The sequence below is a fragment of the Mycetocola sp. Y171 genome (assembly GCF_056713165.1).
This window is the reverse complement of sequence record NZ_JBWYGX010000001.1, coordinates 891,394-907,678: the sequence shown is the minus strand read 5'-3', so window position 1 is coordinate 907,678 and position 16,285 is coordinate 891,394. Positions and strand designations below refer to the sequence as shown.

13 protein-coding genes are annotated in these 16,285 nt (G+C 65.6%); 11 read left to right on the top strand and 2 right to left on the bottom strand.

Annotated elements, in window-relative coordinates; translation table 11 throughout:
- The first annotated feature begins 75 nt into the window (after nt 1-75).
- The 10 genes from AC1M2K_RS04255 (at nt 76) to proC (ending at nt 13,578) form a co-directional block, all read left to right on the top strand.
- On the top strand, nt 76-2,208 hold the full coding sequence (locus AC1M2K_RS04255) for an alpha-galactosidase (RefSeq protein ID WP_480239958.1): 2,133 nt from the start codon (nt 76-78) through the stop codon (nt 2,206-2,208).
- A gap of 237 nt (nt 2,209-2,445) precedes the next feature.
- The gene (locus AC1M2K_RS04250) at nt 2,446-3,405 is read left to right on the top strand and encodes an endonuclease domain-containing protein (protein ID WP_480239957.1); all 960 of its coding nucleotides are present in this window, start codon (nt 2,446-2,448) and stop codon (nt 3,403-3,405) included.
- A 287-nt stretch (nt 3,406-3,692) separates the two neighbouring features.
- Entirely contained in the window at nt 3,693-5,381 is a 1,689-nt protein-coding gene (locus tag AC1M2K_RS04245; RefSeq protein ID WP_480238163.1) for an ABC transporter substrate-binding protein, read from the top strand.
- Nucleotides 5,382-5,424: 43 nt separating this feature from the next.
- Nucleotides 5,425-6,414 (top strand): ABC transporter permease, encoded by a 990-nt coding sequence (locus AC1M2K_RS04240; protein ID WP_480238162.1) that lies wholly within the window; start codon nt 5,425-5,427, stop codon nt 6,412-6,414.
- A gap of 5 nt (nt 6,415-6,419) precedes the next feature.
- A complete protein-coding gene (locus tag AC1M2K_RS04235; RefSeq protein WP_480239956.1) occupies nt 6,420-7,418 on the top strand; it encodes an ABC transporter permease in 999 nt (332 codons plus the stop codon).
- Nucleotides 7,415-8,320 carry an ABC transporter ATP-binding protein gene (locus tag AC1M2K_RS04230; RefSeq protein WP_480239955.1) on the top strand — a complete coding sequence of 302 codons (906 nt, stop codon included), beginning with the start codon at nt 7,415-7,417 and terminating at the stop codon, nt 8,318-8,320. The genes AC1M2K_RS04235 and AC1M2K_RS04230 overlap by 4 nt, the downstream gene beginning before the upstream one ends.
- Nucleotides 8,317-9,210: an ABC transporter ATP-binding protein gene (locus tag AC1M2K_RS04225; protein WP_480239954.1), complete on the top strand. Its 894-nt coding sequence runs from the start codon at nt 8,317-8,319 to the stop codon at nt 9,208-9,210. Before AC1M2K_RS04230 ends, AC1M2K_RS04225 begins: the two co-directional genes overlap by 4 nt.
- 97 nt (nt 9,211-9,307) lie before the next feature.
- Complete coding sequence (locus AC1M2K_RS04220) at nt 9,308-11,773, top strand: glycoside hydrolase family 2 protein (RefSeq protein WP_480239953.1); 2,466 nt, start codon at nt 9,308-9,310, stop codon at nt 11,771-11,773.
- Between the two features lie 7 nt (nt 11,774-11,780).
- Nucleotides 11,781-12,635: a LacI family DNA-binding transcriptional regulator gene (locus AC1M2K_RS04215; RefSeq protein WP_480239952.1), complete on the top strand. Its 855-nt coding sequence runs from the start codon at nt 11,781-11,783 to the stop codon at nt 12,633-12,635.
- Nucleotides 12,636-12,732: 97 nt separating this feature from the next.
- Nucleotides 12,733-13,578 carry a pyrroline-5-carboxylate reductase gene (proC, locus tag AC1M2K_RS04210; RefSeq protein ID WP_480239951.1) on the top strand — a complete coding sequence of 282 codons (846 nt, stop codon included), beginning with the start codon at nt 12,733-12,735 and terminating at the stop codon, nt 13,576-13,578.
- An 84-nt stretch (nt 13,579-13,662) separates the two neighbouring features.
- Here proC and AC1M2K_RS04205 read toward each other — a convergent pair whose 3' ends face one another.
- Both AC1M2K_RS04205 and AC1M2K_RS04200 read right to left on the bottom strand, forming a co-directional pair.
- Nucleotides 13,663-14,334: a potassium channel family protein gene (locus tag AC1M2K_RS04205; protein ID WP_480238155.1), complete on the bottom strand. Its 672-nt coding sequence runs from the start codon at nt 14,332-14,334 to the stop codon at nt 13,663-13,665.
- Nucleotides 14,327-15,736 carry a TrkH family potassium uptake protein gene (locus AC1M2K_RS04200; protein ID WP_480240803.1) on the bottom strand — a complete coding sequence of 470 codons (1,410 nt, stop codon included), beginning with the start codon at nt 15,734-15,736 and terminating at the stop codon, nt 14,327-14,329. Before AC1M2K_RS04200 ends, AC1M2K_RS04205 begins: the two co-directional genes overlap by 8 nt.
- A gap of 105 nt (nt 15,737-15,841) precedes the next feature.
- Between AC1M2K_RS04200 and AC1M2K_RS04195 the strand changes: the two genes are divergently transcribed.
- A complete protein-coding gene (locus AC1M2K_RS04195) occupies nt 15,842-16,279 on the top strand; it encodes an ArsR/SmtB family transcription factor (RefSeq protein WP_480238154.1) in 438 nt (145 codons plus the stop codon).
- The last annotated feature ends 6 nt before the right edge of the window (nt 16,280-16,285 follow it).

Genomic DNA, 16,285 nt, shown 5'->3' with positions numbered 1-16,285 from the left:
TGGTTGTTTTTCGCGACTTAGTTAACTTGCCTAAGATAGTAGTACCACGCCAGAGCAGCCGAGGAAAGGGAAAGCATGACCCCGACGAACAGTGACCGCATCCATCTACGCTCCCACGGTGTGAGCGTGATTGTCGACTGCCCATCCGATGCCCTCCCCGCCATCCTCCACTGGGGCGCAGACCTCGGCGAGTGCTCGGAGGCCGACCTCGACGATCTCGCCGCGACGGTCGCGCCGCTGCTGGAGAATTCCGTCGATGTGCCCGTCAGGGTGTCGCTCGTCCCTGAGCACAGCGCCGGCTGGCTGGGTGCGCCGGGCCTCATAGGTCGGCGTGCCGGCGGCGGGGACTGGTCTCCGCGATTCTCCCGCGTGTCCTACGACGCCGACAGCACCGGCATCCGCGCGATCGCCCACGACGATTCGGCCGGCCTCCGACTGGACATCGACATCGAACTCGCGGCGTCCGGCTTGCTTCGTGCCCGCGCAACCGTGACGAACCTGGCGGGACCCGAGTACGAGGTGCACCGGCTCGTGGTGGCCCTCCCGGTGCCGCCGGTGGCAACGGAGACCCTCGACCAGGCGGGGCGCTGGGCCAAGGAGCGCGTGCCGCAGCGCCGCGCCATCACGGTCGGAACCCATCTGCGGGAGTCCAGACGCGGCCGCACAGGGGCGGACGCCGCCACGGTACTGACCGCAGGAGAGCCAGGATTCGGTTTCGGCTCGGGCGAGACCTGGGGGATGCACGTCGGCTGGAGCGGCAACCACGTCTCCTACCTCGAGCGGATGACGAGCGGCAGGACCGTGCTCGGTGGCGGCGAATTGCTGCTCCCTGGAGAGGTGGTCCTCGGAGCGGACGAGAGCTATGCGACACCGTGGATCTACGGCTCGTGGGGCAGGGGACTCGACGACCAGGCCGCCCGGTTCCACGAGTGGCTGCGGTCGCGGTCGTCGCATCCGTCGTCGGTGCGGCCGGTCACGCTCAACGTGTGGGAGGCCGTGTACTTCGACCACCGGCTCGAGCCGCTCCTGCGACTGGCTGAACACGCGGCGGCAGCTGGCGTGGAGCGGTACGTCCTCGACGACGGCTGGTTCCATGCCCGGCGGAGAGACGACGCCGGCCTCGGCGACTGGTGGGTCGACCCGGATGTCTGGCCGGACGGTCTCACCCCGCTCGTGGAGAAGGTGCGTGGGCTCGGCATGCAGTTCGGGTTGTGGTTCGAGCCCGAGATGGTGAACCCTGACTCGGACCTCGCCCGCGCGCACCCGGACTGGATCCTGCAGACCGGCGGCAGGCTCCCGCTCGAGCAGCGGCGCCAGCAGGTGCTCAACCTCGCGATCCCCGAGGCATATGAGCACATCCTCGACGCGGTGTCGAGCCTCGTGACCGAGTACCGGATCGACTACCTCAAGTGGGACCACAACCGCGACCTCGTCGACGCAGGGTCCACGGTGACAGGCGCGGCAGGCGTGCACGAGCAGACACTCGCGATCTACCGGATGTTCGCCGAGCTGAAGGCGCGGCATCCAGGTCTCGAGATCGAGTCGTGTTCGTCAGGGGGTGCCCGCGTCGACTTCGGTGTGCTCGAGCACACCGACCGGGTGTGGGCCAGTGACTGCATCGATCCGCTGGAGCGGCAGCAGATTCTGCGCTGGACCGCCCAGCTCCTGCCGCCGGAACTGACGGGCAGTCACATCGGCAGCCCGCGCTCGCACACCACCGGACGCACCCACGACCTCTCCTTCCGGGCGTCGACGGCATTGTTCGGGCACTACGGCATCGAATGGAATCTGTCGGATGCGAGCGAGGGCGACCGTGCCGAGGTCGCGGAATGGGTCGCGTTGCACAAGCGCTTCCGCTCGCTGATTCACAGTGGCAGGACGGTGAGGGTCGACCACCCCATCGAGGAGCTCGTCGCACACGGAATCGTCGCTCAGGATGCCTCGGAGGCCCTGTTCGAATTCGCACTCCTCGCCCGCCCTTCGACGTGGCCTCCCGGCCTGGTCCGGATTCCCGGCCTCGATCCGGACACGCGATACCGGGTGAGTTCGGTCGGTCCGCGCGCGCCGTTCTCGACGAACAACACTGCGCCGAGCTGGCAGGACGACGGGGGAGTCGTGCTGTCCGGCCGCGCACTGGCCGCTGTCGGCATCCAGGCCCCGCCGCTGCAGCCGGAGCACGCGGCGCTCGTGCACCTGGTGGCGGTGTGAGCGCGTTCCGCTGATCGAGCGCGCTCCGCTGATCGGTGAGCGCAAAGTGTGTCTTCAGGCGCTCCAGGGAGCCGTTTCCGCACGTTGACGTCCGGCGAGCGATTTCGGTGTGCGCAAACGGATCGATGCGGTGCTCGTGGGAGCTATGTGCGCACACTGAGAGCTACGGATGCCGGCGCGCACGACTGCCTGTGGGTAACTCGTGCGGGGAGAGCCGGACTCTGCCACAGTGTGCGGATGCCACGTGGTCACCAGGCGCTTCCCGCCGAGCTGGGGCGCGAATTCTCCGTTGCTGACGCCCTGCGGGCGGGCGTTGGGGTGGGCCGAATTCGAGGTCGCGACCTCGAGCGTCCGTTCCATGGTGTGCGGCAGAAGCGAGCCGTGGAACAGGCAGTCTCTGACCCGTTCGAGCGAGGGCGAGAGGAAGAGCTCCGGTTGGCCAGCGCCTATGCCACGCGGATGCGCGAGGTCGAGTTCTTCAGCCATGAAACCGCGGCGTTCTTGTGGGGTGCGCCGCTGCCGATGGTGAGTGGCGCCGGCATCCATGTGGCGGTCCACGTGTCGAATGCACAGCCTCGCGCTGCCGGAGTGATCGGCCACCGGCTCAGCCCATCTCTGGTCACCGTCACCGCGCGGAACGGACTCCGTCTGTCGTCCCCGGCATCGACGTGGGCGCTGCTGGGGCACCTGGCCGTCAATGACCTCGTGGCACTCGGCGACTACTTCGTACGCGTTTGGCGCGACGAAGGGTACTTCCGTGTGAACAGGGGGCGGCCGCCGCTTGCAACCATCGCCCAGCTCGAAGCCGCTATCGCAGCTGGCCGTCGCGCCGGCGGGGCCAACCTCGCGCGTGCGATGCCGCTGATCCGGGAGGACTCCTGGTCCCGACCAGAATCTCTGACGCGATGCCACCTCGTCGCGGCGGGTCTTCCCGAGCCCGCCCTGAACCGGGACTTTTTCGATGATCTTGGCGTCCATCTGGCCTGCATCGACCTGAGCTACCCCTCGTGCAAGATCGCCGTCGAATACCAGAGCGAGCTCCATAGCGCGCGCTATGTGAAAGACATCGAGCGCGTCGAGAGACTGCGCGCTCATGGCTGGATTGTCATCCAGGTGACGAGCGAACTCCTCGACAACCCCGGCGAGCTCGTGAGGCGTGTGCGGGCAGCCCTCCTGAGCCGAGGCTGGCGCGGCTGACGCTGTCAGGGATCGCCGCCCGCCTCCATCGGATCTCGTTCAGGGCGCGTCCGCGCAGTTCGTTGCGCGCAAAAGAACCGGGAACTGGCTCTATCCAACGGTTTGCGCTCAATGTGCGCCCTGACGCCGCAGCCAGGGCCGGGCACCGACCCGAATCTATTTCTTGACTTACATAATAAAGTGGCCTAAGAAAGTACCTACGGTCTCTTTCCCGCTCCTCGCACACGGTGAAGCGTCCGCATCCCACGCCACAGTTCCGTGGCGGATCACAGATGAAAGGTCCAACGATGTCCCTGAAATCACCGTTCCTGAGGCGTATCGGCACAGCGGCCGCCGCCGCAGCCGTCACCGCTCTCGCACTGGCCGGCTGTGTCCCGCAGTCCAGCTCGACGTCCGACTCCGACGGCTCGACGCTCGTCGCGTACACCGGCCAGTCCGGCGACTACCAGCTCAACTTCAACCCGTACTCTCCGACCAAGATCGGTGGACTCGGAACGATCTTCGAGTCGCTGTTCTTCATCACGCAGGTCAACTCGGACGCATACAAGCCCCTCCTGGCAACCGAATACACCTGGAACGAGGAGGGCACTCAGCTCGACGTCACGCTCCGCGACGACGTCACCTGGTCAGACGGCGAAGCCTTCACCGCAGACGACGTGGTCTTCACCTACCAGATGCTTCTCGACACCCCGGCTATCAACGGCATCGGCTACGACGGCGCTGTCACGAAGGTCGACGACACGCACGTCACATTCGCATTCGATCACCCCGCATTCGTCGACGGTCCGAACATCCTGGGCAAGGCGCCGATAGTGCCCGAGCACCTGTGGAGCGACATCGACCCGACCACAGACGTCGTCAAGGAGCCCGTCGGAACGGGTCCGTACACGCTCACAAACTTCAAGCCGCAGGCCTTCACGATCTCGGCGAACGAGGACTACTGGGACGGCGCGCCCGAAGTCAAAAACGTGCGATTCCTCTCGTTGTCCGGCAACACCGCCGGCGCGGATGCTCTCGCGGCGGGAACGATCGACTGGCAAACCGGGCCGGTGCCCGACCTGGAGAACGTTTCCAAGAATTACCCCGGATACGAGGCCATCACCATCCCGATGAACCAGATGGCGCTGCTCACCTGCTCCAACGCTGACCTCGGCTGCACGGGGCCGCAGACCGACCCGGCCGTCCGGAAGGCGATCTACTACGCGATCGACCGCGACCAGCTGAACTCGCTCGCGTTCCAGAACACGGCAAGCGAGATGTCTCCCACGTTCGCACTCACCGAGACCCAGGGTGAACTGATCTCACCGAGCATCGAGGAGCCGATAGCACCGAGCACCCCTGACACCGCAGCATCCGACGCCCTTCTCGAAGAGGCCGGCTACGCCAAGGGATCCGACGGCATCTACGCCAAGGACGGCGTCGCGCTCAACCTCACGGTCGAGGTCGTGACCGGCTGGACCGACTACATCACCGCGATCGACACCATGGCCCAGCAGCTCAAGGCGGCGGGAATCGGCGTCTCCGCCTCGCAGTCCTCCTGGAATGAGTGGACCGAGAAGAAGACGAAGGGCACCTACCAGCTCGCCATCGACTCACTCGGCCAGGGTCCGGCGAACGACCCGTACTACCTCTACAACAACAACTTCTCGACCGGCAACACGGCGAAGGTCGGCGAGACTGCACCGGTGAACATGAGCCGGTTCAGCGACCCAGACGTGGATGCAGCGCTGGAGATCCTCAAGGCCACCGATCCCGCTGACGCTGAAACCCGCCAGGCTCAGTTCGACATCATCCAGCAGAAGATCGTCGAGGTGATGCCATACATCCCGATCATGACCGGAGGCACGACGAGCGAATACCACGCAGACAAGTTCACCGGGTGGCCGACCGCGGACGACCTCTATGCGTTCCCCGCGATCTGGCAGGCGCCCGACAACGCGGAGATCTTCAAAGCACTGAAGCCGACGGGGAAGTGACCGTGGCCAAGGAGAAGCTCGGACTCACAGGGAGCACGTCCGCATGAGCTATTACCTGCGCAAACTGGGGTTCTATCTCGTCGCGTTGTGGGCGGCCCTGACACTCAACTTCATCATTCCGAGGTTGATGCCAGGCAATCCGGTCGACATCCTGCTCGCCAAGCTCCAGCAGCGAGGCGGAACGGTGGATGCGTCCACCCGGCAGGCCTATGAGCTTCTCCTTGGTGGCGACGACTCCCAGCCGGTGATCGTGCAATACGTCCAGTACCTGCTGAGCGTGGCGCAAGGTGACCTCGGGGTCTCCGTCAGCTACTTCCCCGCACCGGTGACGGATGTCATCAGTTCGTCGCTTCCGTGGACGATCGTTCTCGTCGGAATCTCGACGGTGATCGCGACGGTCATCGGCGTCTCGCTCGGCGCGATCGTCGGCTGGAAGCCGGGGACCTGGCTCGACTCGCTGGTTCCGGCGACGACGCTCCTCGCGGCCGTCCCGTACTTCTGGCTGGCCCTGATCCTCGTCTACGTGTTCGCGACCACCCTGAAATGGTTCCCGTCCCAGGGCGGCTACGACGTCGTGCTCGACCCCGGTTGGACTCCCGAGTTCATCGCATCGGCCATCACCTACGGGTTCCTTCCCGCGCTCACCATCGTGATCGCGTCGCTCGGCGGCTGGCTCCTCGGCATGCGCAACATGATGGTCTCGACGCTCTCTGAGGACTACATGGTCACCGCCCACGCGAAGGGGCTGCGCAGCAAGCGGATCCTCCGGACGTACGCCGCACGCAACGCCGTGCTGCCGAGCGTGGCCGGGTTCGCCATCTCCCTCGGGTTCGTCGTCTCAGGGTCGATCGTGACCGAGCAGGTGTTCTCCTATCCGGGAATCGGATCGAAGCTGCTCACGGCGGTCACCAATAACGACTACGCGTTGATGCAGGGTCTCTTCCTCTACATCACCCTCGCAGTCCTCGGCGCGAACTTCGTCGTCGATTTGTTCTACGGGGTCATCGATCCCCGCACGAGAGCACGGAGCTGATCACGATGACGAATACACTCGGGCTCGCTGAAACCGACACCGTCGACACGACGGCACAACTCGCCGCAGCAAGGGGAGGCGGTTCGGGTAAACCGCGCTCCGCTCTGCGTCTCATGCTCCCGACCCCGACGCCCTGGCTCATCACCGGCCTCGTGCTGATCGGCGGGATCTCACTCTTCGGCATCCTCGGCCCGTTGTTCGTCATGGACCCGACCGAGATCCGGAACATCGGCCTCACTCCTCCATCGCCCGAGCACATTCTCGGAACCACCCAGACCGGGCAGGATGTCTTCGCGCAGCTCGCATACGCGACGCGCGGATCGCTCGAGATCGGGCTCATCGTCGGAGTGCTCGCCACGGCGCTCTCTGCTGTGTTCGGGATTCTCGGCACCTACATCGGCGGCTTCGCCGACGAGGTGTTCTCGCTCTTCTCGAACGTCTTCCTCGTCATCCCCGGCCTCCCGCTCGTGATCGTCATCTCGGGGTTCGTCCCACCGGAGTCCCGGGGGCTCTGGACCATCGCCGTCGTGCTCGCCATCACCAGCTGGGCAGGATCGGCTCGCGTGCTGAGGGCGCAGACGCTGTCGATCAGAAGCCGGGACTACGTCTCGGCCTCCCGCGTCGCCGGTGAGAAGGCCTGGCGGGTGATCGCCGTCGAGATCCTCCCCAACCTCCTCCCTGTGCTCGCGTCGCAGTTCGTCTTCGCGATCATCGCCGCGATCCTCGGCGAAGCCGGTCTCTCGTTCCTCGGCCTCGGGGCGTCGAACTCATCGACACTCGGAACGATGCTGTTCTACGCGCAGAACGGGTTCGCCCTTCCGCTCGGGGCCTGGTGGTGGTTCGGGCCCCCAGGCCTGGTCATCGCCCTCTTCGGAATGGGCCTCTCGCTGGTGAACTTCTCGATCGACGAGATTATCAACCCCAAGCTCAAAAACGTGCGGCAGCACAAGAAGCGCGCAAAGCTGGCGGCCCGCGTGGCGCGCCGCGAGGAGAGGTCACGATGAGTGCAGGAACCACTGCCGAGCCACTGGTCGCCGAGACGGCGATCAGACGAACGGTGCTCACGGTGGACGACCTCTCGGTCGTCTACGAAACCGACCAGCCCGTCCACGCGGTCAAGCACGCGTCATTCGAACTCGCGGCGGGGGAGATCCTCGGGCTCGCCGGCGAATCGGGCTGTGGCAAGACGACGCTGGCGTACGCCATCAACAGGCTCCACAAGCCGCCGGCCCGCATTTCGAGCGGCAGCATCGTGTTCAACGACCGCGAGGACGGCGACATCGACATCCTCGGGTTGAACGATGAGGAGATGCGCACCGTTCGCTGGTCGAAGCTGTCGATGGTGTTCCAGGGCGCGATGAACGCTCTCAACCCGGTGATCACGATCCGGGCGCAACTCGAGGACGTCCTGACGACTCACCGGCCGGGGCTCAGCCGCACTGACCGGCGGGAGATCGCGGCAGACGTCCTGCGCAGGGTCGGCGTCGATCCCGCTCGCCTCAACTCGTTCCCGCACGAATTCTCCGGCGGGATGCGACAGCGCGTCATGATCGCCATGGCGATGATCCTCGAACCGCAGATCATGATCATGGACGAGCCGACAACGGCCCTCGACGTCGTCGTGCAGCGGGACATTCTCAGGGAGATCGTTCGGCTCCGTGACGAGCTCGGGTTCGCGGTGATCTTCATCACCCACGACCTGCCGCTGCTCCTGGAGATCAGCGACCGGATCGCCGTCATGCTGCGCGGCGAGATCGTCGAGCTCGCCGAGGCGGATGAGCTCTACCGCAATGCGCAGCATCCGTACACACGCAAACTGCTCGGGTCGTTCCCGAGCCTCAGCGGTTCCCGCGGATCCTTCATCCGCACGGGGATCGATGAGCTCTACGAAGAGGACATGGCATGACCAGCGTTGAAGTCGTCGATCTCGTCAAGGAGTTCACCGTGCGGAAAGGGTTGTCCCGGTCGAAGTTCCGAGCGGTCGACCGGGTGTCGTTCGACCTCGTTCCCGGCCGGACGGTCGCCCTCGTCGGTGAGTCCGGTTCGGGCAAGTCGACCATCGCCCGCATCCTCGCTCGCCTCGACAAGCCCACGAGCGGCACGATCGACGTGTCGCTCGACGACGGAACGCCCGTCGCGGGCTCGCTCTACCGGCGTCAGGTGCAGATGGTGTTCCAGGACCCGTTCGCGTCACTCAACCCGTTCCACTCGATCGAGCACCACATCGCCCGGCCGCTGCAGATCCACCACCGGGTGAAGGGAGCAGCGCAGACTCGCGAACGCGTCGTCCAGATGCTCGAACGCGTGAATCTCGAGCCGGCGTCGGACTTCGCCCAGCGCCGGCCGCACGAGCTGTCGGGCGGACAACGTCAGCGCGTTGCCATCGCGCGCGCTCTCGCCCCTGGAGCGAGCGTCGTGATCGCAGACGAGCCGGTGTCGATGCTCGACGTGTCGATCCGGCTGGGCGTGCTCAACCTGCTCGGCCGCCTCCAACGCGAAGATCACCTCTCCGTGCTGTACATCACCCACGACCTGGCAACCGCCAGGCACTTCTCCGACGAGATCCTCGTGCTGTACAAGGGCCGCATCGTCGAGCGGGGACCTGCCGACGACGTCATCCTCGATCCGCACCACGACTACACGCGGCTTCTTGCGCTCGCCGCTCCCGACCCGGAACGGATCGGCAAGGTCGTGAGCACGGAGGACGCGCCGGACCGCTCGACACTCGACAACACGATCTGCTTCAATCACTTCACCGGTGCGTGGGAAGAGGCAGAAGTACGGGCCACAGCGTGACCCACTCGTTCGCCGCACCGCCCAGGGCACCGAACACGTCGCCCCGGCACGACGCACGACCGACAACCGCACAGAATCCAGAGAAGAGAAACACCGCGTGACGTTCCGTTCCCTCAGCACCGCAGACGGCTCCACCTGGACGTTGCGCGCCACCGCCGGCCCGATCGACGAGGCTGTCGCCGGCCGTGACGTCCTCGCCACCGTCCCCGGCGAAGTCCAGCTCGACCTTCTCGCGGCGGGCCTTATCGACGACCCGTACGACGGGGCGAACGAGAAGGTCCAGGAGTGGATCGGATACGCGGACTGGCAGTACCGCACCACGTTCTCCTGGGCACCGACAGACGCCCAGAGGCACGACCTCGTCGCCGACGGGCTGGACACGGCCGCGACGCTCACGCTGAACGGCACGGTCATCGGCCGGACACAGAACCAGCACCGCGGCTACCGATTCGACATCGGGGCGCTCCTCGTCGACGGAGCCAACGAGCTCGTCGTGGATTTCCGTTCGCCCATCGAATTCGCCCGCGAGCAGGAGAAACTCCTCGGAGAACTCCCCACGGTGATGCACCACCCGTTCAACGCCGTGCGCAAGATGGCCTGCAACTTCGGCTGGGACTGGGGCATCGACATCTCGTCGTCAGGGATTTGGAAGTCGATCGGCATCGAGTCGTGGTCGGGCGTGCGCATCGCGTCCGTCCGCCCGCTCGTCGAGGTGGCGGCCATCGACGGCGCATACGGACAGGGCATCCTGAACGCGCACGTCGCACTCGAATGGGCGGATGCCGCCGCGACGGCGAACGTGGACGTGGCGGTCAACGGCAGGCAGGGCTCGGTCGACGTCGATGCGTCGCAGACCGACATCACCGTTTCCGTCGACGCGGGAGTCATCGGCCTATGGTGGCCTCGCGGCTACGGCGCGCAGCCCCTGTACCCTGTGACCGTTTCTGTCGGAGCGGCGGAGTGGACGTCGCGGGTCGGATTCCGGTCCGTCTCACTCGACACCGCACCCGACGAGCACGGGGCACCGTTCAACATCTCGGTCAACGGGCAGCTCGTCAACATCCGTGGCGCGAACTGGATCCCTGACGACACGTTCATCACCCGTGTGACGCCCGAACGTTACCGCACGGCGGTCGGCGGTGCAGTCGACGCGAACATGAACATGCTCCGGATCTGGGGCGGAGGGATCTATGAGCAGGACGCCTTTTACGACGCCTGCGATGAGGCTGGAATCATGGTGTGGCAGGACTTCCTGTTCGCGTGCGCGGCCTATGCAGAAGAAGATCCCCTGCGCAGCGAGGTCGAGGCTGAGGCGCGCGACAACGTCACCCGTCTGTCACCGCACGCCAGCCTCGTGCTCTGGAACGGCTGCAACGAGAACATCTGGGGCTACCTCGAGTGGGACTGGCGCCGGAAGATCGGTGACCGTACGTGGGGAGAGGGCTACTACTTCGACCTGCTTCCCGCGATCGTCGCCGAACTCGATCCGACACGTCCTTACTCGCCCGGGAGCCCCTTCTCCTTCACGCGATACGCGCACCCCAACGATGAGCGCAACGGCACCATGCACATCTGGGATGTCTGGAACACCCTCGACTACACCGAATATGCGAACAAGCATCCGCGGTTCGCGTCCGAGTTCGGGTTCCAGGGCCCACCAGCGTGGACGACCCTGACCGACGCCGTGCACGACGCGCCACTCGACCCGTACGGTACCCAGATGCTCGTGCACCAGAAGGCCGCAGACGGCAACCTCAAACTCGAGCGCGGCCTCGGCGAGCACCTGCCGACGTGGAGGTCCATCGAGGAGTGGCACTGGGCGACCCAGCTGAACCAGGCCCGCGCCATCCGCTTCGGCATCGAGCACTTCCGCTCGCTCTACCCCCGCACGACCGGCTCGCTCGTGTGGCAGCTCAACGACAGCTGGCCGGTGATCTCATGGGCCGCCGTCGACTACAGCGGGGCCCGCAAACCACTCTGGTACGCGCTGCGGCACGCATACACCGATCGACTTCTCACGATCCAGCCGAGAGACGGGGTGCCGGCGCTGTTCGCCCACAACGACTCGGGTGACGACTGGACCGAGTCGATCAGCATCCGCCGCATGGCGACGGACGGCAGCCTCCTCGCCGACCAGACGGTGACGCTGACCGTGCCGGCTCGGGGCATCGTCGAGATCGCACTCGACAACGCGGTCGCAACGCCGACGGATCCGGCGAGGGAATTCGTCGTCGCCGAATCCGGCGTGACCGACAATGCGTTCTGGTACTTCGTCGAAGACACTGCCCTCGACCTGCCTGCCCCTCGAGACGCCCTGACCACCTCGGTCGCGGTCGACGCAGGAGGTCTGCGGATCACGGTGACGGCATCCGGCCTCGTCAAGGATCTCTTTCTTCAGGCGGATCGACTCGACCGCGGTGCCACCGTGAGCTCGGGCCTCGTGACCCTCCTGCCGGGGGAGTCGCACGTCTTCGTGGTCGGCGGCACATCGGGGGGTGTCGACTCCGCTGTCGTCGGCGTGTTCCCGGTGTTATGTTCAGTCAATGATCTTGTCACCGGGTAGCTGATCGATGCCATCGGTGGGTTTGTGCCTGCATCAACCCCGTCGGCGTGTGCCGATGGAGCCGTTCTGGATGCAGGTCATCAAGGGCGTCGAGGACGAACTCGCCACGCGGGGGATGACCCTGCTCGTGCAGGTCGTCGCGACACCGGCCGAAGAGATCGCCACGCACCATAGATGGCAGGTCGACAGGCATGTCGTCGGAGTGATCGTCGCTGACCTCGTGCCTGACGATCCGCGGCTCGACGCTCTCGGGAACGGCGGGTTGCCGAGCGTCGTGATGGCTCAGCCCGAGTTCGCGCCGGGGTTCGCCACGATTTCGACCGACAACAAAGCGACGATGACCGGGGCCGTCGAGTACCTCGTCTCCAAGGGGCACCGCAGCATCGGGCGTATCTCCGGTCCGCTGGGCTTTCTGCACTCGCGACTCCGCAGCGAGGCCTTCACCGCTGCCGGTGCCGCGAACGGCGTCGAGACGAACATCGTCGAGGGCGACTACACGGCGGAGCGCGGTGCTGCGGCAACGGCGGATCTGCTCGAGCGCACCGAGCATCCGACCGCCATCATCTACGACAACGACGTGATGGCGCTCAGCGGACTCGAAACCATCATCGGGCGTGGGCTTCGGGTACCTGAAGATGTCGCGATACTCGCCTGGGACGACTCGGTGCACTGCCAGCTCGCGAAGCCGCCCCTGTCGGCGATCGCCCACGACGTCGTCGCGTACGGTCGCTCGATCGCGCTTGTCCTTCTCGACGTGCTCGACGGCGTGGCGCATCCCAGCGCCAAGGCCACTCCGCCCCACATCGTCGAACGCTCTTCGACGATGTTCGAGCGAGAGTCTGCGGGAGCCCCGACGCGCTAGCAGCTATTCCCGGCGGGTTGTCGACGGGAGTCTCCCTCCGATCCTGCGACTCGCAGTGCCCGGTCTCTCCGAAGAGTGAAAACGTAGACTGGGCCGCATGAGCGACGACGTGACGATCCCCAGCATTGCAATTCTCGGCAGCGGCTCGATGGGGTCGGCGATCCTGTCAGGGCTGCTCCAGCCGGGTGTGACGGTGGCAGGAGGCATCCGCGTCACCAACCGGACCCGCGCCAAGGCGGACGCGCTTGCGAAACTCCCAGGTGTGACCTCGCTGGCCGTCGAAGACGACGCTGAGGCCAACCGCAACGCCGTCGCCGGAGCCGAAGTGGTGCTCGTCGCCGTGAAACCGGCCATGGTCCCCGACCTGCTGCGCGAGATCGCGGACGCCCTCGACCCCGGCACCCTCGTCGTCAGCGTCGCAGCCGGAGTCACCGTTGCCACGTTCGAGTCGCTACTGCCCTCGGGCATCCCCGTGCTGCGTTCGATGCCCAACACGCCGTCGGTCGTCGGCCGCGGCGTCACCGGGCTCTCGTCGGGCACCCGCTCGACCGACCACGATCTCGCCATGGGGCGCGCCGTCTTCGAAACCGTCGGAACGGTCGTGGAGGTGCCCGAGAGTCAGCTCGACGCCCTCGGCACCATCTCCGGCTCCGGCCCCGCATACGTCTTCCTCCTGATCGAAGAGTTCACAAAGACGGCCGTCGCCAAGGGCTTCACCCCCGAGCAGGCCGCCGTCCTCGTGAACGGCACGTTCAGGGGCGCAGCAGAGCTGCTCGCCCAGTCGGACAAGACCCCCGAAGAGTTGCGCATCCAGGTCACGAGCCCGAATGGAACGACCGAGAGAGCCATCGCCGTGCTGCAGCGGGCCGAGCTCTCGAAGACGTTCGATGAAGCGACGGATGCCGCGCTCGCGCGGTCGATGGAACTCGCCGCGGGCGCGTGATCGGCACGACCCCGCGAGTTGCTGGGTTTGCGGTGGTTGCCGGGCTCCCGGACCCCTGCAAACCCAGCAACTCGCGCTGGTGGGCTAGCTGCTGAGCGCGGCGAACTTCTCGATGTCGGCTGTCGTGCCTGACACGATGATGAGGTCGTGGTCTGAGACGACAGTGTCTGCTGTGGCGTAGGTGAACGGCTTACCCGGCGACTTCACGCCGACCACGGTGATCTTGTGTTTGGAGCGCACGCCGCTCTCGGTGAGGTTGAGCCCGCGGATCGGCTTCGGCGGGTACATCTTCACGAGCGCGAAGTCGTCGTCGAACTGGATGAAGTCGAGCATCCGGCCGCTGACCAGGTGAGCGACACGCTCGCCGGCCTCTGCCTCAGGATAGATCACGTGGTTGGCGCCGACGCGGGCGAGGATCTTGCCGTGGGACTGCGAGACGGCCTTCGCCCAGATCTGTGGGATCTTGAGGTCGACGAGGTTCGCCGTGATGAGCACGCTCGCCTCGATCGACGAGCCGACGGCAACGACGGCGATGGAGAAGTCCTGCGCACCGACCTGTTTCAGCGCTTCGATGTTGCGCGCGTCCGCCTGAACGGTGTGGGTGATCCGCTCCGACCACTTCTGCACGAGCTCGGCACCCTCGTCGATGGCGAGCACCTCGCGGTCGAGGCGATCCAGTTCCCCGGCACACGCTGCACCGAACCGCCCAAGTCCGATGACGAGGACGGGTGCGTCGTGCTTGATCCGATCAACCAACGATGGGCCTTTCTTCCGGTCTCCGATACAGCTTGGAGGTCGTGGCGGCCGCGACAGCCGCAGCGAGTGTCACTGTACCAACACGACCGAGGAACATCGTCATGGCCAGCACATACTTCGCCGGGTTGTCGAGATCCTCCGTCAACCCTGTCGACAGGCCGACGGTGCCGAACGCAGAGATCACATCGAACAGCACATGGTCGAGCGGCGCCTTCGTCATCTGCAGCAGCACGATGCACGACAGGGCGACGATGGTCGCGCCCCAGAGCACGACGCTCAGTGCGACGCGGAGAACGTCGGGCGGGACCCGGCGGCCGAAGGCCTCCATGTCGGGGCTGCCCTTCGCCTCGGCAGCCGCGGCCAGGAAGATGACCGCGAGTGTCGTGACCTTGATGCCACCGCCGGTGGATGCCGAGCCGCCACCGATGAACATGAGCATGTCGGCGACGAGCAGGCTGGAGCCGTTGAGATCCGCGATCTCGATCGAAGCGAACCCTCCCGACCGCGTCATCATCGAGAGGAACAGCGACTGGAACACCGTGTCGCTGAAGTTCAGCTCGCCGAAGGTCCTGGGGTTGTTGAACTCGAGAAGGGCGAAGACTCCCGCACCGAGGAACAGCAGGATGAGCGTGGTCAGAACGGTGAGCTTGACGTGCAGCGACCAGAACCGCGTGTGGAAGAGGTGACGCTTGAGGGCGTAGATCACGGGGAATCCCAGAGCACCGAGGAAGACGCCGACCATCAGGATCGACAGGAACCAGTAGTCGTTGGCGAAGGTGCCGAGGCCATCGGCGTTCGGCGTGAAGCCGGTGTTGGTGAACGCCATGGCCGAGTAATAGAGGCTGTTCCAGACGGCGTCCCAGAGGGGGATGCCGTCGATGAGCATCCGTGGGAACAGCAGGATCGCGATGGCGGCTTCGATGACGACGAGGCTGAGGGCCACGGTGGCCAGCATGCTCCCGATCTCGCCGAGGCGGACGGCCTGGCCCTCGGCCACCGGCCCACGGTGACCCCGCATCGGGTTCGAGTCACTCGCCGCCATGAGCTTGGCCCGCAGGCCGAGCTTTCGCGAGATCACCATGCCGAGGATCGACGCGAGGGTCAGTACGCCGACCGCCCCGATCTGAACGCCGATGTAGACCAGGACATGTCCGACGATCGACCAGTGGGTCGCCATGTCGACGGTCGAGAGTCCGGTGACGCAGATCACCGAGACCGCGGTGAAGAAGGAATCGGCCAAAGGAGTCGACGTGCCGGATGACGACGCGATCGGCAGGGAGAACAGCAGCGTGAAGAGGAGGATCAGTGCCGAGAAGATGAGGATCGCGAAGCGGGAAGGTGACCGGCCGGTGAAGTCGTTGATCGTCTCGCGCACACGCGCGAATCCGGTCTGGACCAGAATGTGGGGCCGTGCCTCGGTGCTGCTGCCTGCCACGGTTCCCCCGTTCTTGGCTTGGTTGGGACCGTTGTCATGGTACTCCGTGCTGAGAGTCACTAGCCTTGACCCATGGCTGACATTTTTGACGTGATTGCAGACGCCACCCGGCGTGACATCCTGCAGATCCTCCTCGACCGTTACGAGAGCGATTCGGCCGTCACGCACGGTGGCACAAGTGTCTCCGAAATCGTCACCGCACTCGGTCTCAGCCAGCCGACGGTGTCGAAGCACCTCAAGGTCCTGCGCGAGGCCGGCCTGGTCGTCGTGCGTGAGGAGGGGCAGCACCGCTACTACCGTCTCGAGTACAGCCCCCTCGAGACCGTCGAGGACTGGCTCATCCCGTTCCTCAGCGTCGACTTCGACATCGCCGAAGCGGTCGGCCTCGGCGAGCATGCGCTCACCGGTCAGGCCAAGCAGATGGCGGATGCCATCGGGCACGCGGTCGCAGACACCACCCACCGCGTCTCGAGCGCTGTGCAGGCTGTCAGCAAGAAGCTGGGCAAGTAGTCCCCT